Genomic DNA, 23,559 nt, shown 5'->3' on the forward strand with positions numbered 1-23,559 from the left:
CAAGACCGAACTCATCCGCCGCCGCGGACCTTGGCGCTCGCTCGAACAGGTCGAGCTGGCTACCGCGGAGTGGGTCGACTGGTGGAACCAACGTCGGCTCCACAGCGCCGCTGGCGACCGGCCGCCTGCTGAGTACGAAGAACTCTACTATCGTCAGCGCGACACAACCGACGTCGCATGAATCCAAGCCGCCGAGTCTCCACAAAACCCAGCGCGGTTCAATTCAACACAAGCGCCCGTTGGTTGCATCCGTGCAGTTCATACGAGCAAGCACCCCAGGGAGCCCCTCCATCCACTCGCGCGCCCACGCGACTCTACCCGCCATGATCAGGCGCTTTACCGCAAGCCCCGAAGGTTCCAGTCCAGCCTCTCAAGCCACCTCGGCGAGTCTGGAAGACGTAGGACAGGGTACCGACGATCGTTTCAGCCCCAAATGCCGAGGTACTCCCGGTCGTAAAGATTCCGATGGAGAGCACGGTCGCTCCCAGCACCTGAAGGCCGTGGTAGTACTACTCTCCGGCCGCTGACGTCGTCATCGCCACCATGTTCAGGACGACGCTGCCAGCCCTGATGCCGGACCAACCGAATCCACGCGCCTCCATGACGCGGTTGCCGCCTCGTCATCGGCATCGAGTGCGTACACCTCCTGCCTGACGCCCGCGGTGCCGCTGGTAGTGACCACCTGACGAAGGCGGTTACTCTCAACCACTGCGCGGATTCCAAGCGGGGGGATTGGCCTCCGATGTCGTCGAGGACATGGTTCTTGCGGGTGACGGGAACGGCGCGCACCTCGTCAAACGTCCCCTCGGCCCGGCAGCCCCGCGAGATGCGCGCGGTAGAAGTCGCCGAGCCGCGCGCGCTCCACTACTCGGTTGAAGCGGTCGAGCTAGTATGCAGCGAGGAGGGCCCCGTCGTGGAGTTCGGTCGGACACTCGAAGCCGCCGGAGTTCGCGGCCTTGCTGCTATCTAACCCAGGTCTGGCCGCCATCGATCACGGCGACCGTCCCGTTCATATGCGCCGCCCGCTGGGAGAGGAGGTAAACTACCATGTGTGCCACCTCGTCCGGTGCCCCCACCCGGTGGTCCGGGATCGAGGAGAGGATCAGCTCTTCGGCACCAGGCGGAGGGAGCCTGGTCCGCGTACTCGTGGCTCGGACTAGCCCTTGATATCGATGCGTGCTGACGGGTCCGGGGCTGACGGCATTGACGCCGATTTGTTCCGATCCATACTCCCTCGCGAGGTTGGCGATCAGGTTGCCCAGCGCAGCGTTGATCGCACCTGACGTATAGAAGGAGGGCAGGGGCGCGTGTGCCGCGTTCCCGGTGATGAACACGGCACGCCCGCCACCGCGCGCGCGAAACTCTGGAAGAACCGCTCGAAAGGCGCGCGCGGTCGCGAGAAACTTCATCTCGAAAGCCTGATTCCACAGCTGGTCGTCAAGGTCGCCGAACTCTCCCAATGGTGTCGAACCGACGCACGCGACCAAGCCGTCGACGCCGCCATAGGTCCGTCGCGCCGCGGTTACGAGTCGCGCCAGCCCCTCTTCGGCGACCAGGTCGCCGGCTTGTGTGATCACGTTCCCCCCCAACGAACGCGCCTCAGCAGCGAACTCGTCCAGCGTCTCTTCGGTGCGCGCACCGATCGCAAGGCGGCAGCCTTCTAAGGCCAGGAGCCGGGCGGTGGCGCGACCGATTCCAGAACTGGCGCCGCTGACCACGACGACCTTTCCGTCGAGTAATAAGTCCATCACGCCTTTCTCCAGATTTGTTCCAGCTCGGCCGCGGTGCAGACCGTGCCGTAGCGGTGACGTGCCGAGGCGAGAGCGGCCTCGTGGAGGCTCATATCCCACGAGGCGCACGCATCCGCCGGAACAACGACGTAGTAGTCGTGGCTGAACGCCTCCCTGGCGGTCGACTCAACGCAGACATTGGTCGAGACGCCGCAGCAGACGGTCGTCAAGATGCCTGCGCTGCGCAGGACCATGTCGAGGTTCGTGCCGGCAAACGCGCTGTAGCGATGCTTCTTGACCACCACATCGCTTGCGGCCGGCGCGAGCTCGTTGATGATCTGCTGTCCCCAAGTCTGGTCCACGCAGATGTCCTCCACCGAGTAAGTTGCCCGGGAACGAGCATCAAGCCATGACCCGGAATCGCTGGCGTGGCCGGGTAGCGTCGTGTGCTGGCCGTAGACGGCAAGCACTCCCGCAGCGCGTGCGGCCTCGACGAGTCTTTGTATCTGCGGGATGACGGCAACGGCATGCGCGATGGGACGCTGCGCTCGTCCCGCGGTCTTCCCCTCCGGATGGATGAAATCGTTGCACATGTCGATGATGAGCAGCGCCGTGATCTCTGGCCGGACCTTATCCCTCAGCGTGCGAAGGATGCGAGGACGTTTCTGCGACCTCATGCGGATGTTGCCGCTGAGATCAGTTCTCGCGCGCTCGGCAGTCGGTCGACTCGCCAGGCGGCCTCGATGAAGGCCGCCGTGCGGCGGCCGAGCACCGGTTCCGCAAGTCGCTCAGCTTTTGCCCGCAGCCCGGCTTCTGTCATCGGTTGCGCCGCACTTCCAGTTGCATGCTTAATATGGACCTCATGGACGTCACCGGTGGCGGTGCGAAGACGCATCCGTGCCTCGTCCTTCGCTATCGAAGCATCCGTGATGGCGCGCACCTTCCGCCGCAACGCGACAATATCCGGGGCGAGCGCGCGCGCGTCCGAGAACTGAGGCGGGCCGGCCGCGCCATCGACCAGGCCGACCGCTACGCTATGGTACACGCTGAACTTGCTCTGCAGTCCGGTCGAAGGCTCGATCTTCCCCATCACGTCGAGCACGACTGGGTTGACGGTGACGACTACCTCGGCGATATCTCCCACATCTTTCACCCGCCTGCGCAGAGTGATCGCTGCGTCGATCGCGGGGTGGCTGACGATGCCGCACGCGTAGGGCTTGAAGGCATTCAGCTCAATCTCCCAAGTGCGCCCGAGATCGGCCAGCATGCGCGCATAGTCGGCGGCCGCCGAGACCAGCGCGCCGAGGCCACGACGGCCTTCGATCGCAGTTGGCGAGGAGGTGAAGCCCTCGGCCGCCAAGAGGGCCGCCTCCACCCCGTTTGCCGCAGCTTTGGCCGGCTGCAACGACTTAGTCATGTAGCCGAGCGACTCCTGAAGGCCGGCCGCCTGCGTCGCTGCCAACCCGAGGGCGTTGGCCATGGCCGTCTCATCCAATCGCAACAGCCGCCCGGCGGCGGCGGCGGCGCCGAGGGGACCGCTGATGCCTGTCACGTGCCAGCCACGGTCGAAATGGCTGTCGCCCAGACCCATGCCGATCCGGAGGGCGATTTCTGTTCCAATCACTGTCGCAAGCAGAACATCTTCGCCCGTCCGGTCTAGCCAGTCCGCCACGGCCAAGGCCGCAGGGACGACGACGGGTCCAGGATGGATCACAGTCGGAAGGTGAGTGTCGTCGAAGTCCTCGACGTGGACGCCGATACCGTTGACGAGAGCCGCCCATTGCGGTGCCAACCGATCTCCGCGGCCGAGCACCGCGGCGAGTGGCGGTGACCCAAGTTGGTGCAGCACCGTGAGCGCTGCTTCGACGGCAGCGTGCCGCGCAGCACCGACGGCTAGTGCAATGGCGTTGAGCATGGTACGCCGACCAGCCTCAAGGGCCAACTCTGGAACGCTGACGCGGTCCACGGCGAAACCCGCCAGGACTCTGGTGACTCCAGTCGTCGTCATCGCCCGACTCCCCCTCCAGACGGGACGATCGCCGCTACCAGACGCTCCAGCGAGTGCGCCCGCTCCAGGCCCCCCACAGCACTGATGACCGATTGGGCTGCTCCGGGCATCATTGGCTCGATCAAGTCACGTACCTTGGCCTCCAGCTCTCCATCCGTGAGCGGGTGCGCGAGGCTGCCACGGGCATGATCAACATGCTCACGGAGCCATCTGCCGTCGGCGAGCCGGATCTGAATGCCGGCCTCGTCCCGACCCAGCATGGGTGTGGGTTCAAAACGCACGAGTGACCGCAGCCGGTCTAAATCGGAACTGCGCACCCGCGTGTTCTCATACTGTGCGAGGCTGACCCGGCCGTCGGCCAGTCCGGCCGCGACGCCATGAGCGGCGGAGAACCTGGCCGCCAGCCCATCAGTCGGCTGCAGCAGGCCCATTAGCTCGGGAACCAACGGATGGCATTCGTAGATGACCTCGCGGATGGTGGCAACGTCCTCAATCCGCCGATGGAGCGCGATGGCGGCATCGATGCCCGGGTGATTGACGATGCCACATGGATAGGGCTTGTAGGTGTTGGAAAGGAGTTCCCACCGGTCTCCAAAGCCGTCAGTAAGCAGCTCGGACCGCTGCCGCGGGGCCAGGACCCCCAGAAAACCACGCGGCGCTTCAAAGACCTCTGGCGAACCACTGAAGCCACTTTCCGCGAGAAGAGCGGCGAGTACGCCATTCGCGGCGGCCTTGCCAGGGTGAAAGGCCTTGGTGTGGGTCCCAAAACCCTCACGATGGCCGAGCGTCTGGCTGGCCGCGATCCCCAGTGCCGATGCGATGCTCTCAAAATCGAGTCCCAGAATCAGCCCCCCAGAGACCACAGCTCCGATGACACCGCATGTACCGGTTATGTGCCAGCCTTGGTCGTAGTGGGACGGCGAGATCGCCATTCCCACCCGAAGCTGGACTTCGCACCCTAGCGCGAACGCGGTCAGAAACTTCGAGCCAGTCGTGCCACGCCAGGCGCCCAGCGCAAGCGAAGCGCCGAGCGTCGCGGCGCCCGGATGGATGACGCTGGCAAGGTGGGTGTCGTCGAAATCGTCAAGGTGTGCCGCGAGGCCGGTGAGCAGAGCGGCGAAGTATGCGTCGAATCGTTCCGGCTGCGCAGCAACCGGCGATGCCGGTCGCCCACCATGAATGCGAGCGACGGCGACAACGCTCCGGAACGCCCCGTACCTCGTGCCAGCCACCGCCACGCCCAGTGCGTTAAGCAGTGTCCGTTGAGCCTCTCTCTTCACCGCGGGCAGCAGGGGGTGAGCGGCAACATCTGTGATGTGGCGCACCAGTTGACGCGTGAGCCCGCTACTCATATGCGGGTGCTATCCAGTCGACGCCGAGCACACTGCAGCGTGTCGTCATTGTCGACTTGGCCCGAAACGTCGCGGATCTTTACTGCAGCGTGATTCTCGGCGACCTGGCTGCGGAGGTCATTAAGGTCCATTGCCCGAGTGCCGGCGATGACCCGCGCGACTGAATGCCCTCCACCTAGTCTCGGTTCAGCACCACATTCCTGGGCCTCAACCATAGTAACTAGAGCGTTGCAGTCGATCTGGGCCAGCGATCCTCGGGACTCGTGCTGAATCCGCAGCTCGCGGCGCTTGGCTCCTGTCGCCCTTTCCCGCGCCCCACTATTCCCGACCTCGCGATGATCGATCAACTCTGGGTGCTCGATGGCCTCCGAACAGCCCGCCACTATGCTCCTAAAGTCCATGGCACGGATACTGATGTCGTGCTGCAGGGCGGACATTATGCGGGAGCAGAACTGAAGGAAATGCGTATTCACGGCGCGATTGGCTCCGCTGATCGCCGGTGGAGATGCGGGAGCACCTCGCGAGCAAACCGAGCGAGGACTGCGCGCTCGTCGCCCGGGTCGCTGACCGGCTGCATGACAAGCGTGTTGAGCCCGGCTTGGCGCCACCGGTCGATCTGCGCTAGGACAACTTCTGCCGGGCCGCAGAGAGCGTAGCGGCGGGCTTGGTCTTCGGTAAATCCGGTCTCGAATCGATCGGTCAGGAATGCGGCTGCCTTCGCGGCGGCCCGGTCCTCGCGATCGTCGAGCGACAGTTCGAGCCGCACGCCCAGACCATAGCTGTCCGGTAGCGTGCGCCCTTCCTGGGCTGCCATCACTTGAAGCCGGCCCACCCGCTGAGCGAAAGAGTCGGGTGATACCAAGTAGGGTAGGTAGCCGTCGCCCCGGTTCGCCGCCCGACGCATCGCAGCCTCCGACCGCCCCGCCACCCACAGGGGAGGCCCACCGGGCTGCGTAGGGGGCGGGAGCATCAGCGCGTCGTCAAACTGCCAGAACCGACCACGGTGGCTGGAGCGGCTCCCTTTCCACAGATCCCGCATCACCTCCATCGCCTCATCTGCGCGCGCGCCGCGAGTGCGCAGGTCAACTCCGCAGGCTTCGAACTCGTGCGGATTCTCGCCACCCACCCCGATCCCTACCGTGAGACGCCCTCCGGACAGTGCGTCGAGTGTGGACAGGGATTTGGCCAGTACCACCGGATGGTGAAGCGGGAGCAGAATCACCGCTGCCCCAAGGCCGATGCGCCGGGTGACGGCGGCCGCCGCCGACAGCACCGGCACGACGTCCTGGATGGGCCGGTGGAACGTGATGTGCTCAGCTGTCCAGAATCGGTCGTAGCCGAGTTCCTCTACAGCCCTGACTGTCTCGAGCCCAAAGAAGTAGCCACTGCACGTGATACCGACCTCGAGCCGGTCAGGAGTCATTTGGGTCCAGGCCGAAGTACGCCGATTCCAGCGCTTCCGAATGGATCAGCTCGGCGGCGCCACCGGACGCTTGGACCTCACCGCGGTTCAGGATGTAGGCGCGATCGCACAGTTCCAGCGCCTCTCGGGCCGACTGCTCGACGAGCAGCAGAGCGAAGTCACCTGACTGCTTGAGACGAGTCAGCGCGTCGACCACAGCCTCAACGGCGATCGGTGCGAGGCCAATCGACGGCTCGTCGACGAGGAGCAACCTCGGCCTCCCCATCAGCGCGCGACCGATCGATAGCATCTGCTGCTCGCCGCCGCTGAGCACAGCGGCGGGCAGCTCGAGGCGCTCTCGAAGAAGGGGAAAGATCTCAAGGACGTAGTCGAGCCGCCGATTGCTCTCGTCCCCTCGTCGCTGCCTTCCCAACGACCACGATCCCAGCAGGAGGTTCTCCCGGACGGTGAGGGAGGGCCAGACATGACGTCCTTCGGGCACGTGGCCGATTCCAAGCGGCGCCCGCTCATGCGCCGGTCTCCCGAGCAGGCTCTGGCCGTTCCAATGGATTGCACCGCCATGGATTGCGCAGCCACCGAGGATCGCCCGCAGGACTGTGCTCTTGCCTGCGCCGTTCGGCCCGAGCATCGCTACGAACTCGTGCTCGTCGACCGTTAGGTCGATGCCATGCAACACCGTCATGGGGCCGTACCCGGCCCGCAATGACTTAAGCTCGAGCAGCACGCCAACGCGACCCCAAGTAGGCGGTCACGACGCGATCATCGCGCATCACCTCCTTCGGCGCTCCATCGGCGATGTTCCGGCCGTAATCGATCACGTACAGGCGGTCAGCCCAGGCCGCCACCGTGCCAATATCATGGTCCACCAAGACAATGGTGAGCCCGGCGTGCTGCTGGGTTCGGAGCAACTGCATTAGGTCTCGTGCCTCAGAGCGGGTCAGGCCGGCAAGCGGCTCGTCGAGCAGCAGGATGGCGGGACGTCCCGCCAGTGCCCTGGCCACCTCGAGCAGGCGCAATTGGGCCGGCACCAACGACCGCGCACCAACGTCGGCATGCACCTCGAGGCCCACCGCCTCAAGAGCGGCCCAGGTGTCAGCAGTGCGCTGCCCGCCGTCGGCGTTCTGAAGCGAACCGAGGAACACGTTGTCGAACACGGTCAGCTGACCGAACGGACGCGCAATCTGGAAGCTGCGCCGAACGCCGAGCCGGGCGATTCTGTAGGCTGGCCAGTGAGTCACCACGCGGCCCAGAAGAGTGATTCGCCCCGCCGTGGAGCGCTGATAGCCCGTCAGGAGGTCGAAGAATGTGCTCTTGCCCGCGCCGTTGGGCCCAACAATCCCAAGGAACTCGCCGCTGCGGACCTCGAGGCTCAACCTATCGATGGCGACGATGCCCCCGTACACCTTCCGCGCATCGGCTGCGATCAGCACTGCCTCGTCGCCGGGGTGCGTCGGCACGAGTGGCCTCGATCCCGACGGCGGGCGCGAAGGTAGGCTGCGTCGGCGATTCACGGGCAATCGCAGCGACTGCGGAAGCACCCGATTGACCACCTCCAGTGGACGAGTCCCGGCGTTAAGCAGGCCACGCGGCACGACGAGGACGACGGTGATCAGAACCAGGCCGTAGGCAAGCAGCGACGCTCCCGAGGTGGCCCCCAGGTTTGCGTCGAGGAAGTTCGTGATCGGGATCAGGATGCAGGCGCCCAGGATCGGGCCGAGTCGGCGCGCCATCCCACCTACCAGCGAGACGACCAGGGCTTGGACCGAGACACTGAGGCCGAAAACCGCCTCCGGCGTGACGACGAGGATGAGCATCGCGTAGACGACTCCGGCGAGGGAGGCGAAGACGGCGGATGTCGAGAAAACGACAAGCTTGACGAGCGCAGTGTTGATGCCGGTCGAGCGCGCTGCGTCCTCATCCTCGCGAATGGATTGCAGGACAACGCGCCAGCGCGATCGCTCGAGCGCCGTCGTGAAAAGCCAGGCGAGAAGCAGGAAAAGAGCGGCCAGCGCTGCGTAGTGCCAGGTATCGCTCCAGGACATGTAAAGGTCGGGGTTGTCGTTGTGGGCCGGAACCAGGACCTCCTGATAGCCCAAATAGGTGAAGACCAAGAGCAGTATCAACGGATAGACAAGTGACGCAAGTGCGAAGTAGACGCCCTTGAGTCGGAGTGTCGGGATGCCGATCACGAGAGCCGCCACGATGGCCACGCCCGCAGCCGCGACTAGGCCCAGCCACGGCGTGAGCCCTACCCTGATCATCAGCAGGATCGCCGTGTACGCGCCGAGTCCGACGAAGGCCGCCTGACCGAGCGACGGCTGGCCGGCGTAGCCGCCGATTAGGTTCCACGACATTCCGATTAAAGCCCAGACGACCACCAGCGCGATGACCCGCGCGAGGTAGCGATCGTCGACCTGAGAGATGGCGGCGATGAAGACCACGCAGAGTGCGATGGGCAGCGCCCAGTCGAGCACAACCGCGCGCCAGCCGACCCTGGCTGCGCCTGGCACTGCTGCCTTTTCGGCCACTACAGGTCCCAATTCAGACGCGCACGCGAAGCCCGAACAGCCCGCGCGGGCGCACAAGCAGGACGACGACGAACAGCAGGAACACGACCGCGTTCTGCAGCTGGAGGGGCACGAAGGCCGCTGACACCGACTGTACGACACCGACGAAGATCGCGCCGAGGACGGCTCCCGGGATGCTGCCCAGGCCGCCCAAGACGACGGCGACGAACATTATCAGCACGAAGTCTTGCCCGACGGTCGGCAGCACGGCATGAAAGGTGGCGATGAGAGTCCCGGCCAGGCCAGCGAGCCCGACGCCGATCCCGAATGCGATCGAGTGCATGCGGCGGACGCTGATCCCGACGTAGGTCGCCGCGCTCGCATCATCGGCTGTCGCGCGCAGCGCACGGCCAGTCCAGGTTCGACTAAGGAAAAGATAGAGTCCGAGCATGACCACCAGAGAGGCGACGCAAGCGAAGAGCCAGGACTCGTGGACGAATAGCGGTCCGACCGCTATCAGCGTGTTCGAGTAGGGCCTCAGCAGTGCGTGGGGCGTGACCCCGAATATTGCGATAGCGAGGTTCTGGAGAACCAGCGACAAGCCGAGAGTGAGCAGCAACTGTGCGTCCTGATCGCCGCGAGGAATGCGCTCAATGAGCCCAGTCGCGACGACAATGCCGAGCGCTAGGATCATTAGGCCAGCCGGTAGCGCGACCAGGTACGGATCGAGCCCCAGAACGGTGTAGCCAAAGTAGGCCGCGTACATGCCAAGCATCATGAACTCGCCCTGGGCGAAGTTGATGACGCGCATTATTCCGAAGATCATCGCGAGGCCTGCTGCTAGGAGAGCGTAGACCCCCCCCAGCAGCAGCCCATCGACGAGATACTGAAGGCCCACTCGCCTAGCTGATCCTCAGCTGGGCCACTTTAAATGCCCAATCGCTTGGTTCACTGGAGCGACGGTAACCGGCCGACCGTTCTGCCATTGCACGATAGCGACGCTTGCGCGGACATTGTCGCCATTCGCATCGAACTTGACCTCGCCACCTGGGATCTGGGCAGCGGGGCCGCTCGTGATGTCGATCGAAGCGAGAGCATCGCGCACCTTGGTAGGATCAGAAGACTTGGCTTTCTCGATCGCTTCTTTAATCGTCCAGATCTCAGCGTATACGGATGAGCTGTCCTGGATCATGAAGGTGTGGAACCGATCCTCAAATCGCTTCGAGAGGTTCTCCATGCCCTTCATGACGGCGCTGCCGGCAACGGCAGCGAGGCCCTCGGTTGCGTTGCCTAATGACTTGCCAACCTCGGGAGTCAGAAACTGACCGCCATTGCCCATGACTGGCTTACGTTCCCCCACCGAGTAGAGCGCCCGCTGCAGGCCGACGGTGTCGGCGAACGTGGTCGGCGAACCGAAAATGATGTCAGGGTTGGCGTTCTTGACTTGTAGTGCGAGCTGAGTGGGGTCCGCAAGTGGTGGCGTCCACACCTTGTCGAGAACGATTTTGACGCCGGCACCCGGCAGTTTCTGCCGAAGATTCTCAAAGTACGAGACGCTGGACGCTGTGTTATCGCCGGCCAACGCCGCGGTAGTGATGGTGTGATTGGATGCCTTCGCCGCCACCGTGAGAGCATCGAGCGCTGCCGGAATCTGTTTCGCTGCGGGGGCGTCAAGCCTGAACACATGCTTATACCCGCGACCGGTAATTTGGTCGGCGAAGGAGAATGTCAACCATGGCACTTTCTGGCGCTCCGCTATCTCGGTCGCAGCCAATGTGAAAGAGCTGAGCCAACAGCCATCGGCGGCAGTAATATCGCCGCCCTGCAACACGCGCTGAGTGGCGCTTGTCACGCTCTCGACGGTGCCACCAGCGTCCTGGATCACGAGTTGCACTTTTGAACCATTTAGGGCCTTGATGCCGCCCTGAGAGTTGATGTCGTCCCGGGCCAGTTCGGCGGCGTCCTGCATCAGCTTCCCATGCTCTGCGTATGGCCCGGAGAGGGGCACAACGAGGGCGATCTTGACGTCCTTGGTAGAGCCCGTACCGGCTCCGCCCCCACCTCCACAGGCGACCACGGCAAGCGCTGCCATCGCGAGCGCTATCCACCAGCGCCGATTCCAACCCGTCAAACGTGTACTCATTCTGAGCCTCCTGTCGGTCTTACGTGTTTCCAGTTCCGTTCCATAAGCCCATTGATCTGAGGTGCTCGAGAAGCAGGGTGCCGGCGCCCTTGATGTGCTCCTCTGTTCGACGGCGCACCTCCGCGCCATCACGACGGTTGAGAGCGTCAAGAATCGGGCCGTGATCCTGTGCTGAAGAGTTGAGCCAACCGGGAATCTGCTGGTAGTAGCGTCTCGGCACGTACCGTGTCGTCTCACGGAGAAACCGCCGGAGAGTCGTCGATTCTGGTGCCCGGTTGATCGTCCGATGGAAATGGAAGTTCTGCTCCTCCACCTCCTCAGCGTCGCCGCTCGCAACTCCGCGCTGAATGCGCCGATCGATTTCGCCAAGTCTCTCCATCTCGATCTCGGTTAGGAGCGGCGTCGCGCGCTCCGCGAGGATTCCGGCGATTGCGGCGTGCAGTTCGAAGAGGTCGCCGATGTCCGCGGCGGTAATCAACTTCACTCGAAACGCCTTGTGCCGCTCGCATTCAACAAAGCCCTCCTTCTCGAGGATCAGAATCGCTTCACGGATAGGAGTCGTGCTAACCGACAGTCGACCGGCCAAGTCCGCCAGGCGCAGGGGGGAGCCGGGCGGGAGCTGCCCGGCCATGATCAGGTCGCGCAGGTAGGCCGCGATCTCGGCACTCATCTTCCGACGGTTGAACCGGGGAGATGGCACCGGCGGTTGCACGCGCGTTGGCCCGATCGCCGGTATGCTGCGGGCTTCAGAGTTTGATTTCAGTGGCATTCTGATGCCTCTTTAACAGGCATCGCCAGCCGCCCTGGCAGATGCTCCGGGACCGAAGCCGCCAAGCCGACCATCACGACCGCCGCGCCGAGCGCTGGGTAGAAGGTCGCGGCCGGCTGGTGGAGTGCATCCCAGGCTGCTCCGCCAGCAAAGGCCCCCAGAAATGTCGCGAGGTAGCCGACGGTGAGAACCAAGCTCGACGCGGCACCCACTCTCTCGAGTGGTGCCAGTTGTGCGGGCAGTGTCAGGCAGATCGTGAAGATGACGCTTAGGGCGCCGGCGAGCACCGCCGACCACAGCAGCGGAAACGTCAGCGGCAACCAGATCACAGCGATTAGGGCAGCGATTGCTAGGATCGAGCAGCCGGTCGAGAGTACCCGGGGCGACGGAAGTCGTGACGTTAGGGCTCCATATAGCAGCGTGGCCAAGAACTGCGCGCAGGTGAAGACAGTGAACACCGCAGCCGCCCCCTCACGCCCGAGTCCGAGCGTCTGATAATAGGTCGGTAGCCATCCAGCGCTGAAAAAGACGACGCTCTGAAGTCCGAAGAGAATACCGATCCGCCATACGGCGCCATCGAGCCACCCACCACGCCAGTTGCCGGGCCTCACCCGTGTGCCCGGCATGCCTCGGGTCTGCCGCATCCAAAGCGTCAACGCGATTAGGATCGGTAGCGTCCACAAGATGAGGACTCCATGCCAGCTGCCGAAAAGCTGGGTGAGAATTGTGGACGAAAGGGCGGCGGCCAGAATCGCCCCAGCCATCAACCCGGAGGCGTAGATGGAGGTGCCCAGCCGGACCGCTGCCGGCCGCCACGTGCGCAGCGCGACCGCTATCGCCGGCTGCATGAACGCGACTGCCAGGTAGGCGACGACGCTGCCGACAAAGAGCGGCGCGACGGGACCGACCCCCCTGGCTGCGCCGGCGACTGCAAGGATCAGCAGGCAGGCGGCGACCACTGCTCGCGCGCCGAAGCGCTCGATCAGGACAGCCCCGGGAACAGCGCCCAGCCCCATGCACAGTCCGGGAAGGCTAATCAGCAGCCCCGCAGCCGAGTAGCTGAGCGAGAGGTCGTGGCGGAGGTCCGGGAGAAGCGGCGGGATCGTAAGGATCACGGTCCTCAGGTTGACCCCGACGAACCAAATCAGACCTAGGAACAGCAGTGCCTCCAAGCGAACCGACGTGGCGTGGGTCTCGGGCCGCGTGCTAGGTGCGGTCATGCTGAGCGCGGGAGACCAAGCACGTGCTCCGCTACGTACGCCAGCACGAGGTTGTTAGTCACGGGCGCCACCTGGAAGAGGCGGTTCTCCCTGAACTTCCGTTCGACGTCATACTCGACTGCGAGCCCGTAGCCTCCGTACACGTCCATGGCGATGTTCGCAGCGGTCCAAGACGCCTTGGACGCCATGAACTTGGCCATGTTGGCCTCTGCTCCGCACTTCTCGTTGTGATCGAAGATAGAGGCGGCGTGACGCCGGAGGTGGTCGGCCGCCTCGGTCAAAACGTGGGCCTCGGCGATCGGAAACTGTACGCCCTGGTTGCGTCCGATCGGCTTGCCGAAAACGACGCGATTCCGTGCGTAATCGACACTTCGCTCGATAAACCAGCGCGCATCGCCCACGCACTCCGCCGCCAGAAGGATTCGCTCTGCGTTGAGGCCGTCGAGAACCTGGTAGAAGCCGCGGCCGACCTCTCCGACCACCCCCTCGTCCGGAACGAATGCGTTGTCAAAGCGGACCTCGTTGGTCTCGTGATTGACCATCATCTCGATCGGTGTGACCTGGAGCTCGTCATCTCCTACAGTCCTGAGGTCGAGCAGGAAGAGCGTGAGGCCGTCCGTTCGACGCTGGAGCCCCTTCGGCCCCCGGGTGCGCGCTAATACGAGCATCAGATCCGAGTGCTGGACGCGCGAGATGAAGATCTTCCTTCCGGTGATTCGGTATCCCCCATCCACCTTCGTGGCCGCAGTCGTGATCGCGCTCGTATCCGACCCCGCGTCGGGCTCGGTGACGGCAAAGGCCTGAAGCCGCAGCCTACCCGCGGCTATCTCCGGCAGATAGCGGGCCTTTTGTTCCCGGGTCCCATGTCGGAGGACCGCGCCCATAACGTACATCTGAGCATGACATGCGGCCGAGTTGCCGCCGCACCGATTTATCTGCTCCAGCACCGCACAAGCCTCGTTGATGCCGAGGCCACCGCCCCCATACTCCTCGGGAATCAAGACGCTGAGCCACCCCTCCTTCGCCAGAGCGTTAACGAAATCCTCTGGATAGGCGCGACTGTTGTCGACCTGCCGCCAATAGGTGTTCCCAAAGCGGTTGCACACCTGCCTCACGGCATTCTTGATGTCGCCCTCAATCGCAAGTGCGTCCACAGTGCTCATGGAACCAGCACGATCCTTCCGGTCACGTCCGCGGCCGCCACCCTGCGGTGCGCCTCTGCAGCCTCCGCGAGCGGCAGGACTGCGTCAAGCACCGGCCGGATCCGCCCCGCCGTAGTCAGCTTGATGACCTCATCTAGCTCTTTGCGCGTCGACGAATTCGACCCGCGAAGTTGAGTGTTCCGAAGTAGCGGCCAAGCGGGATTGAACGAGATCCGCCGGTCGTTCAGCTGGCCGACGAACACGTACCGACCACCGAACGCCAGTGTTCGGAAGCAGGAGTCGAAGACGGGCTCACCGACATTGTCGCACACCACATCCACTCCCGCAGGCGCGAGTGACCGAATCAGGTCGTCGAACCTCCTCCCGCGCTCGAACACGACCACCTCATCAGCGCCCGCCGCCCGGATCGCGTCGGCCTTGGCTGCCGAACTCGTCAAGCCGATGACGAAGGCGCCGCAGACGCGACCGACCTGCACGCCATGGATGCCAAGGCCGCCTCCGGCGCCAGTGACGAGAACAGTTTCTCCGGCTCGCACCTGGCCAACGTCGCGAATCGCGTGAAGCTCAGTGCCCACTGCGCACGACAGCACGCACGCTTGCTCGGCCGAGATCGACGTGGGAACGACGGATAGGGCGTTCTCACGGAGTAGCGCATACCCGGCATAGCCGCCGGGGCCGTTGTGCCCGAAGAAGTGCTGATTCGGACAGATGCCCTCCTGTCCCGTCCGACAGAGATCGCATTGGCCGCACGTTTCGCGGTTCGTCGAGGTGACGCGATCGCCCACGCACATGCGCCCTACCTCGGGCCCGATTGCGACGACGTCCCCTGCAATCTCGTGGCCGGGGACCAGAGGCATGTTGACGAGGTGGCGGTAGATCCCCTCGCGGACCAGGAGATCATGATAGCAGACACCGCATGCCCGGACGCGGACCAAGAGCTGGTCGCGCTCGGGCGGGCGGGGATCCGGAAGGTCGCGCATCTCGAGCACTTCGGGGGGCCCAATGACGGGCTGGACGATCGCCTTCAATCGAGCGCCTCCAATAAACTCCACGCACGCGCGGGTTCGGAAGCCACCAACTCGGTGTCCTGACCCGGTCGTGGCGCGCGCGCGACAGCCGACGGCATCCCCTGGAACTCCCACGGCACGCCGGCCGAGACCAGTGTCCCGACGTCCTTCACCACGAGTTCACGGACATGCCCCGCCGCCCAGGTGTCGCGATGCGCGACAGTTTCGTGGTCGGCGTGGACTCGCGCGCACCGGACGCCAGCCCTCGAAAGCGCCGCCAGCCACCAGTCCACTGGGAGCCGCGCTAGCGTCTGCTGGATCTCGTCGAACAGCTCTTGGGCGCTGTCCAGTCGGCTGCGTTGGTCCGAGAACCGACGGTCCGCCATAAGGTCCGGTCGGTCAAGCGCCGAGCACAGTGCCGCGAACTCGTCATTGTTCTCGGCACCTAGCGCCAAGTCGCCATCAGCCGCCCGGAAGACACCGTCAGGCGCGCTGTGCCGGCCCCGGGCACCGAGCGGGCGGGGCGGAGGGCCGCCGGCGAAAAGTTCCGCGCACTGTGTCAGCGTCAGTGTGGTGGCCGCGCCGAGCATCGTCATCTCGATCCGCTGCGGCAGGCCCGTGCGGTCCCTATCGAGCAGGCCGGCCAGAACCGCGTCCACGATCAGCGCGGAGGTGTACAGATCGATGGCGGCGTAGTAGCGGACTCGCTCGCCCGTCGCGACGCCGTTGAGCGAGGCGAAGCCCGAGAACGCCTGCATGTGCGGATCGGTGCAAGCGAGCCCCGCCATCGGTCCGCGGCTCCCGAAACCACTCGACGAGCAGTAAACGACGCGCCGGTTGCGGGCGGTAACGGCGTCGAACCCGAAGCCGAGCCGCTCCATTGCACCAGCACGAAAGTTCTCGATGATGACGTCCGCGCCATCGATCAACGTCCAGGCCCGTTCACGGTCGGTGGGGTCCTTCAGATTGAGACGGGCCGAGTGCTTTGCCACATTGAGGCAGGCATATGTCGTCGTGAGGCCGCGCCACGTCGGCAGCACCTGAAGGATGAACTCGTTCGGCGCCTCGACCTTGAGCACACAGGCACCCATTTGTGCGAGCTGAGATGCGGCCCAGGGACCCACCCCACCGATGCCGAGGTCGAGCACCTTCAGGCCCGCCAGCGGAAGCCGGGTCATGCCGACGCTTCCTCGGAGAATACAACGTTTGTGTGCTCACCGAGCCCCGGCCCAGCGGCGAACGCGTGCTCGCCGATGGCTTGGTCACCTATCAACCAGGGCAGCCTCAGCACGGTCCCGGAATCCGTTGCTACCGCAGCGGCGAACAGTCGTGACTGCGGGTGGTGCATGACTTCCTCAGGGCGCAGGAAGGGAACCGACCAGCCGCCGTGCCTCCTAACAATCTCGGCGGCCTCTTCGCGGCCGTAATTGGCAAGTTCCGCCTCGTAGCGTGGACGCCACTGGTCGGCAAGGTCCTCCATCCCAACCGTCGCATACCACCCATCGCCCAGTTCCTCGACCAGATCCGACAGTCCTACCTCGCGGCAAAAGGCCCGCCACCCATCCCCGGCATCCGGTGGGAATTCGAGCGTCATGGCGCCATCGGCTGCCTGCCAGCCGGTGTCCGGCGGTCGGTACCGTCCGGTGACGTGATACCCGGTCCAGGCGTCAGGATCGTACCGAGCGGCCCAATGAATCGTCTTCTCGCACGAGAGGGAGCGCGCGAGGGAGACGTGAGCCCGCAGCGGCTCCCCCGCGAGCGGGCGCAGCAGCCCCGCAAGCGCGGCCTGAACAGCATGTGCAGCACAGGTGACTGAAGCGATGTCCGCGCCGATCCGAGAGGGTGGCTCGGCCGGCTCACCTACGTACGGCGTGAGGGCAAGTGCCGCCTGCGCCAGCGTCTCCGACGTTCCGGTGCCGCCCGGGACGGCCGCGCTGTCGATGACGACCACCGATCGTGGCCTCGGCGCCTGCCATGCGATCTCCGCTGCTGGTAGATCACCGTCCGCTAGCACTATGTGTGCCCGATCGCACAGCCGGCCGAACGCCGAGCAATCGGCGTCGCTTGTGAAGTCAACAACTGCCGACCGCTTCCCGGCGTTCAGAAGGTTGAAGACCGACCCGGTACCCCAGTAACGTGCGGGGTCGCCACTGGGCGGCTCGACCTTGATTACAGCCGCGCCCAGCATCTGCAGATGCCAGGCAGCCATCGGTCCCGCGATCCGGGTGGACGCATCGACCACTAGGCGCCCGTCAAGCGAGCCCATGTCAATCCTGAATTAGGCCCTGATCGCGGACCGCGGTCATTGCGTCGTGCGCAATCTCGATCGTCTGATCCAGCTGCAGGGCTGTGTGTGCGGTCGACACGTACATCTTGGCCGCCGGATGGACGAAGACGCCCCGACGCACCAGTTCAAGGCCGAACTGCTGAGCCGCTCGTCGATTCGTAGCTGAGTAGGTCCGATAGTCGCTAACCTCCGCGGTATCGAAAACCGGCTCCGGGAAAGCCGGGGGCCCCATCATTTGGAGAGGGAGGGAAAGCCGCTGGGCGGTGTCCCTCAATCCGTCCGCGAGCGCCGTGCCGATCTGCTCAAGCCACTTAGGCCCATCCAACTCGGTCAGCACCTTCAGCGTTGCGAGCCCAGCGGCGGCCGCCAGCGGGTTGCCGTTCAGTGTCCCACTCAGATAGACGGCGCGGCCGGTTGAAGCCAGTGGCGAGCTCAGCTCGACGACGTCTCGGCGACCGGCTACAACAGCCAGCGGCAGCCCGCCGCCGACGATCTTCCCAAGCGAACACAGGTCCGGAGTCACGTTGTAGAGCTGCTGGGCGCCTCCCAGTGCGACACGAAATCCGGTTACTACCTCGTCAAACACAAGCAGCGCCCCACATTCATCGCACAACTCTCGAAGACCGTCGAGGAACCCCGGACGCGGCAGCAGTGCCCGTTGGATCGGCTCGACGATGATTGCGGCCAGCTCGCTGCCATGTCTCGCTACCACCTGTCGTGTGACACCGAGATTGTTGAATGGGGCCATCAGGACGGTACCGGTCACGGCCTGCGGGATTCCGGCCGAGTCCGGGGTGGCGCCAGGGTACTCCGGCAGCCCGGATGCCTTCAATCCGTGAAGCGCGTAGTCGTGGTGGCCGTGGTACGCGCCCTCGAACTTCAGCACCTTGTCCCGCCCGGTGAACGCTCGCGCTAGGCGCAGGCAGTAGAAGGTCGCCTCAGCACCGTCGCCGACGAACTTGACGGCCTCAGCACACGGGATCAGCCGATGCACCTCCGCCGCCAGTTCGATCGCGGGTTCGTTCATCGCGTAGAACGAGGTTCCGCGCGAGACTTGATCGCGCACTGCCTCAACCACCTTCGGATGGGCGTGGCCCAGCACCATCGGCCCTGAGGCGAGGACATAGTCGAGAAACACCCGCCCGTCAGTACTCCAGACGGTTGAGCCCTCACCCCTTGCCACAACGAACGCGAGCTCGTCGGGCAGCTTGAACGTCCCGAAGCACGCACCCGGGATCAATGAGTTGACGTAATCGAACTCTGCCATCATGCTCGTTCCTTCCTAGGCACCGCCACCCAACCACCCTCGGCGCGCTCAGGCTCCTCGCGCACCTCGACGTCGTAGAGTGCGCAAGCCGCTGTGGGCGAGACGTATTCGTCGTCCAGATCGGCCTGAATTCTGTCCACAGGGCGCTCTAATGGAGAGCCGTAGCCGCCGCCACCCGCAGCCCGGAAGTGGATAACCGTACCCTTCGGCAAGTGCATCGGGGCGGTCTTCGACTTGAAATTTTGCCTCGTGCCGTCGGCCAACTCCGCCCAGAACTCGGCGGTCGGCGCAGCCAGCCCGCCGAATAGGCCATACGGCGAGAACTTCGCGCGCTCGGCGGTGATCGTCATGGTCGAGTCGTGCTCCAAGCGCAGAACGCGGGTGATGCCGGTCCCGCCTCTCGTCCGACCGGCACCACCGCCGTCGGTCGATACCGAATATTGAAGGACCGTGATCGGGAAGGCTCCTTCGAGTGCCTCGTTTGGTGTGTTGCCCGTGTTTCCAACGTTCACACGGCGAGCGTTGACACCGTCGCCGTCAACGTTGGCGCCCTGGCCTGATCCGTGCGTTTCAACCATCACGACTTCGCGATCGCGGCCATCGTCCTGACGGATTCGGGTCCCCAGCGACAGGACAGCTGAGCTCCCACTGCCGGCTGCACAAACCTTCGTTGGCAGGGCCTCTGCGAGGGCACCAACGATCACATCGGTTATCCGCGATGCCGTCTCATGGTTCCCCGCTACCACTGGAGCGGGCGGGAGGGGGTTGACGACACTCCCTGGCGGGGCGAGCACGCGGATCGGCCGGTAGGACCCCGTGTTGGCCGGGTTTTCAGGGTCGGTCAGACACTTGATCGCGTAGCAGGTCGCCGAAAGCGTTACCGCGAGCGGCGCGTTCATCCCCCCGCGCACCTGTGGCGAGGCACCGGAGAAGTCCACCTCGATCTCCTCGCCGCGGACAGTGACCGTTGCTGCGATCTTGATCGGATCGTCGCTAACGGCGTCGTCGTCGCACCAGTCCTCGAAGTAGTACTCGCCGTTGGGAATTTCCGCTATGGCGGCGCGGGTCAGATGCTCGGAGGCATCGAGTACCTCCTGCATGCCGCGCTCGACGATGTCCGCGCCGTATTTCTCGCAGAAGGCGATCACGCGCCGCTCGGCGGCTATGCATCCTGCATACTGGGAGCGCAGATCACCCAAGCGCTCGCGAGAATTGCGGGTGTTGCAACCCAGGATGTCGACGATATCTTGGTTGAGCACGCCCTCCTCATAAATCCGCACCGGCGGGATTCGCAGGCCCTCCGCGTAGATGTCCGGCATCGCCGCCGAGTAGCTGCCGGGACCGCCGCCACCAACGTCAACGTAATGCCCGCGAACCGCAGTGTAGGCCACAATTCGGCCATCGAAAAAGACGGGCTTCGCCATGATGAAGTCCGGCAGGTGGTTGTTCCCCTGATAGGGGTCGTTCTGATATAGGACGTCCCCCGGTCGCAACCTGTGCGGGGGAATCCGGGACAGGCAGCCGCTGAGTGAGTGCGGCATTGAGGCAAGGTGAACAGGGATGTCTCCAATGCCCTGAACGACGAGCTCAGCGCCACTTGTCAGGAGGCCGCAGGACAGGTCTCCCGCTTCCTTCCATAGGTTGGAGTAAGCGGTGCGCAGGACGACCGCCTTCATCTCGGCGACGCTGTTTATCAGCCCTGCACGGAGGACGGCGAGTGTGATCGGGTCGAGGGTGCGAGCCGTACTCATGCCGACAACCACAGGCTGTACCACGCGTCACATCCAGCGCGCTTGCCTGGGGTTACCAGCAGAGTCGAGTCGTCCTGCTCTACGACCGCCGGTCCCTCGATCTCTGAACCAGGCCGGAGATCGCCTCGTCGGTAAACTGGAACCTTCAGGCGGTCCGATTCGGAGGGCCCGAACGCCACTGAACGCCAACCGGCGGGATCGGCCCGTTCCTCAGCCATCAGCGGCGTAGGAGTCGCAAGCCGCTCACCGTGAAGTCGGCCGACCGCTCGAAGCCTTACATTTACTACCTCCACCGGCTCGTCCGGCACCTGGAACCCATACAGCCTGTCGTGCAACTGGTGGAAGCCCGCGACCGCCGCCGAGAGCCAACCAGATCCGCGCTTAGTCACCGGCACCGCGACGCTAGACTGCTCCCCGACATAGCGCATGTCGAGACCGCGAAAGAGCTGCCGTTGCTGGACTCCGATCTCCTCACTCTCCAACTGATCATTGGCAGTTGACTCCTGCTGCTTGAAGATCTGCTCAACACGTTGCCTGAGCCCCTCTTCTACAGGGCTAAGGTGCGTCACAACGTAGTCGTGGGTAACGTCGGTGACGACCATGCCGAGCGCGGAGTGGCAGCCGGGCACGGCCGGGACAAGAACCGTTGGGATGTCAATCTCCTCGGCGATGTCGAGTGCGTGCATCGGGCCAGCGCCGCCAAACGCGATGAGTGTAAAATCGCGTGGGTCGAAGCCCTGGCCCACAGAGACGGCGTGGACTGCGCCCGCCATGGCCGCGTTGACGATCCGGCGGATGCCCCATGCCGCCTCCTGCCCGCGGACACCAAGCCGATGACCCAGGCGTTCGCATGCGCGGTGAGCAAGGGAGAGTTTCAGGGATACCTCGCCACCCAGGCGCTGGTCCTCACCAAGCACACCAAGGACGAGATTCGCGTCGGTCACGGTCGGCTCCTCGCCGCCCCTCCCATAGCACGCGGGACCAGGGTGCGCGCCTGCGCTATGAGGACCGACCCGGAACTGGCCAGCACGGTCGACCCAGCCAATGCTCCCCCCGCCGGCCCCGATCGTTAAGATATCCACAGACGGAATCGTGACGGGCATCTCCAGCACCTTGCGCTCCTGTGTCATCCGCACCTCATTGGAAGCCAGCACGCAGACGTCGAAGCTGGTTCCGCCCATATCGATCGTGATCGCATCCCGAACACCGGCCTGTTCCGCCAGATGCCGGCCTGCCACGACGCCTCCGCTGGGGCCTGAAAGGAGCAGCGTCACCGGGGCCTGTGCTGCCCGATCCACCGAGGCAACCCCGCCGTTCGACTGCATGATCCAGAGCCTCGTGTTCTGGTTCCAGCGACTCACGGCTGCGTCAAGCTGGCGTAGGTAGCCGCTGACTACGGGCGCCAAGTACGCATTGAGCGCCGTCGTGCTCGACCGCTCATACTCACGGAATTCAGGCAAGACGTCTGAGGACAACGACACGTTGACGCTTGGCAACTGCTCGGCGAGAATGTCGCGCGTTCTGCGCTCGTGATCGGGATTGAGGTAGGAGTACAAGAAGCAGATCGCGAGGCTCTCAATTCCGCGCGCCCTTATGATCTCAGCCGCTCGACGAACCGAGGCCACATTCAGGGGCCGTACCACTGCACCGGTGTGGTCGATCCGCTCGTCGATCTCAATACGGTCACGCCGCCGGACCAGCGGAGGGGGGGGATCCGCACGAAGATCGTAGATCTGATCCGGCGGTCGCATCAAGCGTGCTATCTCGAGCACGTCCCGAAAGCCCACAGTACAGAGGACGGCAACTCGCGGACCTGTGCGTTCCAAGCTCGCATTGGTCGCAACCGTCGTTCCGTGGACGAGATAGCGTACATGCTCGACATCCATGTCGGCTGTCAGCTTGCCCACGGCGTTGATGACGGCGCGAGATGGATCGTGGCGATCGGATGAGACCTTCGTCGAACCGACCACTCCCGTCTCGTCATCCCAGAGCACGCCGTCTGTAAAGGTGCCACCGGTGTCGATACCGATTCGCCTCACACCGATACCCGCTCGGGAATCTCGCTTGCTGTCGCGATCGCGTGCTCCACGTAGGCCCCGCGGATAGCGGTTGTGACCGGACCAGGAACCGGCGCTGGCAGTGCCTCACCGTCGATGCTGGCGAGTGCCGCCACACCCTCGAGTGACGACGTGATGAAGAGTTCATCGGCGCACCGCAGGTCGTAAGCCGTGAGGTTGGTCTCGACACAGGTCAGACCGAGCGACTGGGCAACGTCAAGAACGTGACGCCTTGTGATGCCACCCAGTGCCGAACTCTCCATCGGCGTCAGCACTCGTCCCTCACGAACCGCAAAGATGTTCATCGCGTGTCCCTCCGCAATAAAGTTCTGCGGGTCGCGGACGATCGCAATGTCGGCACCTCGGTCACTAGCTTCAAGAAAGGCGAGGATGTAGGTCAGGTAGTTGTTGGTCTTGATTCGCGGATCAAGGGCGGCCGGTCCTGGGCGGATGTAGCTGCTCATCGCTGCGGTCAGCACCTCGATCTCGCCGCGGAAGGAGATGCGGCGGGGACCGACCTGAGGGATGATGACCAGGGTTGCGGCGCCGAGCCGATTCGAATACTTCAGGCCAAGCGGACCCTGGCCGCGGCTGACCAGAGGCCGCAGGTATGCGGACTCAACCTCGCGCATGCCGTTGCGCGCGGCAGTTTCAACGATCAAATCAAAGAGTTCCCCAGGAGTCACCGGCATTTGGATACGCAGCATCCGCGCGCTCCGGAACAGACGATCCACGTGATCTTGAAGATGGACGACGCGGCCCTCCACGACCCCGACTCCCTCGAAGCAGCCGTCTCCGTATAGGAAGCTGTGGTCGGTGAGGGGTACGACCGCGTCCGCGTCCTCGACGAACCGGCCGCCTAAGTAGAACCACAT

At 64.3% G+C, this 23,559-nt stretch carries 21 protein-coding genes; 2 read left to right on the forward strand and 19 right to left on the reverse strand.

Annotated elements, in window-relative coordinates; translation table 11 throughout:
* A partial coding sequence (locus JF886_RS05370) for an integrase core domain-containing protein (RefSeq protein ID WP_337310338.1) occupies positions 1-181 on the forward strand: 181 nt, incomplete at its 5' end.
* A gap of 781 nt (positions 182-962) precedes the next feature.
* On the opposite strand, the gene JF886_RS05375 is transcribed toward JF886_RS05370, so the two are convergent.
* Genes JF886_RS05375 through JF886_RS05390 form a run of 4 tightly spaced genes read right to left on the reverse strand, consistent with a single transcriptional unit; the run spans position 963 to position 5,090 of the window.
* Positions 963-1,748, reverse strand: coding sequence for an SDR family oxidoreductase (locus JF886_RS05375; protein WP_337310340.1), 786 nt, complete (start codon positions 1,746-1,748; stop codon positions 963-965).
* On the reverse strand, positions 1,748-2,407 hold the full coding sequence (locus JF886_RS05380; protein WP_337310342.1) for a cysteine hydrolase family protein: 660 nt from the start codon (positions 2,405-2,407) through the stop codon (positions 1,748-1,750). Before JF886_RS05380 ends, JF886_RS05375 begins: the two co-directional genes overlap by 1 nt.
* The gene (locus JF886_RS05385; RefSeq protein ID WP_337310344.1) at positions 2,404-3,738 is read right to left on the reverse strand and encodes an MmgE/PrpD family protein; all 1,335 of its coding nucleotides are present in this window, start codon (positions 3,736-3,738) and stop codon (positions 2,404-2,406) included. The genes JF886_RS05380 and JF886_RS05385 overlap by 4 nt, the downstream gene beginning before the upstream one ends.
* Positions 3,735-5,090: an MmgE/PrpD family protein gene (locus tag JF886_RS05390; protein ID WP_337310346.1), complete on the reverse strand. Its 1,356-nt coding sequence runs from the start codon at positions 5,088-5,090 to the stop codon at positions 3,735-3,737. The genes JF886_RS05385 and JF886_RS05390 overlap by 4 nt, the downstream gene beginning before the upstream one ends.
* A 32-nt stretch (positions 5,091-5,122) precedes the next feature.
* On the opposite strand from JF886_RS05390, the gene JF886_RS16770 reads away from it, so the two are divergent.
* Positions 5,123-5,254 (forward strand): CoA transferase, encoded by a 132-nt coding sequence (locus JF886_RS16770; RefSeq protein WP_350340571.1) that lies wholly within the window; start codon positions 5,123-5,125, stop codon positions 5,252-5,254.
* 305 nt (positions 5,255-5,559) lie between these two features.
* Here the strand turns inward: JF886_RS16770 and JF886_RS05395 are convergent, their stop codons facing one another.
* From JF886_RS05395 to JF886_RS05465, 15 genes are all read right to left on the reverse strand, one after another.
* Positions 5,560-6,513, reverse strand: a complete 954-nt coding sequence (locus JF886_RS05395) for an LLM class flavin-dependent oxidoreductase (protein WP_337310348.1) — start codon at positions 6,511-6,513, stop codon at positions 5,560-5,562.
* Positions 6,503-7,195: an ABC transporter ATP-binding protein gene (locus tag JF886_RS05400; protein WP_337310350.1), complete on the reverse strand. Its 693-nt coding sequence runs from the start codon at positions 7,193-7,195 to the stop codon at positions 6,503-6,505. Before JF886_RS05400 ends, JF886_RS05395 begins: the two co-directional genes overlap by 11 nt.
* A 25-nt stretch (positions 7,196-7,220) precedes the next feature.
* Positions 7,221-9,023, reverse strand: a complete 1,803-nt coding sequence (locus tag JF886_RS05405) for a branched-chain amino acid ABC transporter ATP-binding protein/permease (RefSeq protein ID WP_337310352.1) — start codon at positions 9,021-9,023, stop codon at positions 7,221-7,223.
* 31 nt (positions 9,024-9,054) lie between these two features.
* On the reverse strand, positions 9,055-9,918 hold the full coding sequence (locus tag JF886_RS05410) for a branched-chain amino acid ABC transporter permease (RefSeq protein WP_337310354.1): 864 nt from the start codon (positions 9,916-9,918) through the stop codon (positions 9,055-9,057).
* A gap of 15 nt (positions 9,919-9,933) precedes the next feature.
* The gene (locus tag JF886_RS05415) at positions 9,934-11,292 is read right to left on the reverse strand and encodes an ABC transporter substrate-binding protein (RefSeq protein WP_337310394.1); all 1,359 of its coding nucleotides are present in this window, start codon (positions 11,290-11,292) and stop codon (positions 9,934-9,936) included.
* Positions 11,183-11,833, reverse strand: a complete 651-nt coding sequence (locus JF886_RS05420) for a GntR family transcriptional regulator (RefSeq protein WP_337310356.1) — start codon at positions 11,831-11,833, stop codon at positions 11,183-11,185. The genes JF886_RS05415 and JF886_RS05420 overlap by 110 nt, the downstream gene beginning before the upstream one ends.
* 89 nt (positions 11,834-11,922) lie before the next feature.
* Complete coding sequence (locus tag JF886_RS05425) at positions 11,923-13,104, reverse strand: MFS transporter (RefSeq protein WP_337310358.1); 1,182 nt, start codon at positions 13,102-13,104, stop codon at positions 11,923-11,925.
* A gap of 44 nt (positions 13,105-13,148) precedes the next feature.
* Entirely contained in the window at positions 13,149-14,315 is a 1,167-nt protein-coding gene (locus tag JF886_RS05430) for an acyl-CoA dehydrogenase family protein (RefSeq protein WP_337310360.1), read from the reverse strand.
* Entirely contained in the window at positions 14,312-15,295 is a 984-nt protein-coding gene (locus tag JF886_RS05435; RefSeq protein WP_337310396.1) for an alcohol dehydrogenase catalytic domain-containing protein, read from the reverse strand. The genes JF886_RS05430 and JF886_RS05435 overlap by 4 nt, the downstream gene beginning before the upstream one ends.
* 44 nt (positions 15,296-15,339) lie before the next feature.
* Positions 15,340-16,500, reverse strand: coding sequence for a CaiB/BaiF CoA transferase family protein (locus JF886_RS05440; RefSeq protein WP_337310362.1), 1,161 nt, complete (start codon positions 16,498-16,500; stop codon positions 15,340-15,342).
* Positions 16,497-17,588: a CoA transferase gene (locus JF886_RS05445; protein ID WP_337310364.1), complete on the reverse strand. Its 1,092-nt coding sequence runs from the start codon at positions 17,586-17,588 to the stop codon at positions 16,497-16,499. The genes JF886_RS05440 and JF886_RS05445 overlap by 4 nt, the downstream gene beginning before the upstream one ends.
* A gap of 1 nt (position 17,589) precedes the next feature.
* Entirely contained in the window at positions 17,590-18,876 is a 1,287-nt protein-coding gene (locus tag JF886_RS05450) for an aspartate aminotransferase family protein (RefSeq protein ID WP_337310366.1), read from the reverse strand.
* Complete coding sequence (locus tag JF886_RS05455; RefSeq protein WP_337310368.1) at positions 18,876-20,651, reverse strand: hydantoinase B/oxoprolinase family protein; 1,776 nt, start codon at positions 20,649-20,651, stop codon at positions 18,876-18,878. Before JF886_RS05455 ends, JF886_RS05450 begins: the two co-directional genes overlap by 1 nt.
* Entirely contained in the window at positions 20,624-22,666 is a 2,043-nt protein-coding gene (locus tag JF886_RS05460) for a hydantoinase/oxoprolinase family protein (RefSeq protein WP_337310370.1), read from the reverse strand. The genes JF886_RS05455 and JF886_RS05460 overlap by 28 nt, the downstream gene beginning before the upstream one ends.
* On the reverse strand, positions 22,663-23,559 hold the full coding sequence (locus JF886_RS05465) for an aminotransferase class IV (RefSeq protein WP_337310372.1): 897 nt from the start codon (positions 23,557-23,559) through the stop codon (positions 22,663-22,665). Before JF886_RS05465 ends, JF886_RS05460 begins: the two co-directional genes overlap by 4 nt.

The sequence above is a fragment of the Candidatus Aeolococcus gillhamiae genome (assembly GCF_016464765.1).
GTDB lineage: Bacteria > Chloroflexota > Dormibacteria > Aeolococcales > Aeolococcaceae > Aeolococcus > Aeolococcus gillhamiae.

Coding starts and splice junctions, on each gene's coding strand:
- JF886_RS05375 (WP_337310340.1), bottom strand. CDS start 1,748: ATGGACTTATTACTCGACGGAAAGGTCGTCGTGGTCAGCGGCGCCAGT.
- JF886_RS05380 (WP_337310342.1), bottom strand. CDS start 2,407: ATGAGGTCGCAGAAACGTCCTCGCATCCTTCGCACGCTGAGGGATAAG.
- JF886_RS05385 (WP_337310344.1), bottom strand. CDS start 3,738: ATGACGACGACTGGAGTCACCAGAGTCCTGGCGGGTTTCGCCGTGGAC.
- JF886_RS05390 (WP_337310346.1), bottom strand. CDS start 5,090: ATGAGTAGCGGGCTCACGCGTCAACTGGTGCGCCACATCACAGATGTT.
- JF886_RS05395 (WP_337310348.1), bottom strand. CDS start 6,513: ATGACTCCTGACCGGCTCGAGGTCGGTATCACGTGCAGTGGCTACTTC.
- JF886_RS05400 (WP_337310350.1), bottom strand. CDS start 7,195: ATGACGGTGTTGCATGGCATCGACCTAACGGTCGACGAGCACGAGTTC.
- JF886_RS05415 (WP_337310394.1), bottom strand. CDS start 11,292: ATGGCGCGGAGGTGCGCCGTCGAACAGAGGAGCACATCAAGGGCGCCG.
- JF886_RS05420 (WP_337310356.1), bottom strand. CDS start 11,833: ATGAGTGCCGAGATCGCGGCCTACCTGCGCGACCTGATCATGGCCGGG.
- JF886_RS05430 (WP_337310360.1), bottom strand. CDS start 14,315: ATGAGCACTGTGGACGCACTTGCGATTGAGGGCGACATCAAGAATGCC.
- JF886_RS05435 (WP_337310396.1), bottom strand. CDS start 15,295: ATGCGCGACCTTCCGGATCCCCGCCCGCCCGAGCGCGACCAGCTCTTG.
- JF886_RS05440 (WP_337310362.1), bottom strand. CDS start 16,500: ATGACCCGGCTTCCGCTGGCGGGCCTGAAGGTGCTCGACCTCGGCATC.
- JF886_RS05445 (WP_337310364.1), bottom strand. CDS start 17,588: ATGGGCTCGCTTGACGGGCGCCTAGTGGTCGATGCGTCCACCCGGATC.
- JF886_RS05450 (WP_337310366.1), bottom strand. CDS start 18,876: ATGGCAGAGTTCGATTACGTCAACTCATTGATCCCGGGTGCGTGCTTC.
- JF886_RS05465 (WP_337310372.1), bottom strand. CDS start 23,559: ATGTGGTTCTACTTAGGCGGCCGGTTCGTCGAGGACGCGGACGCGGTC.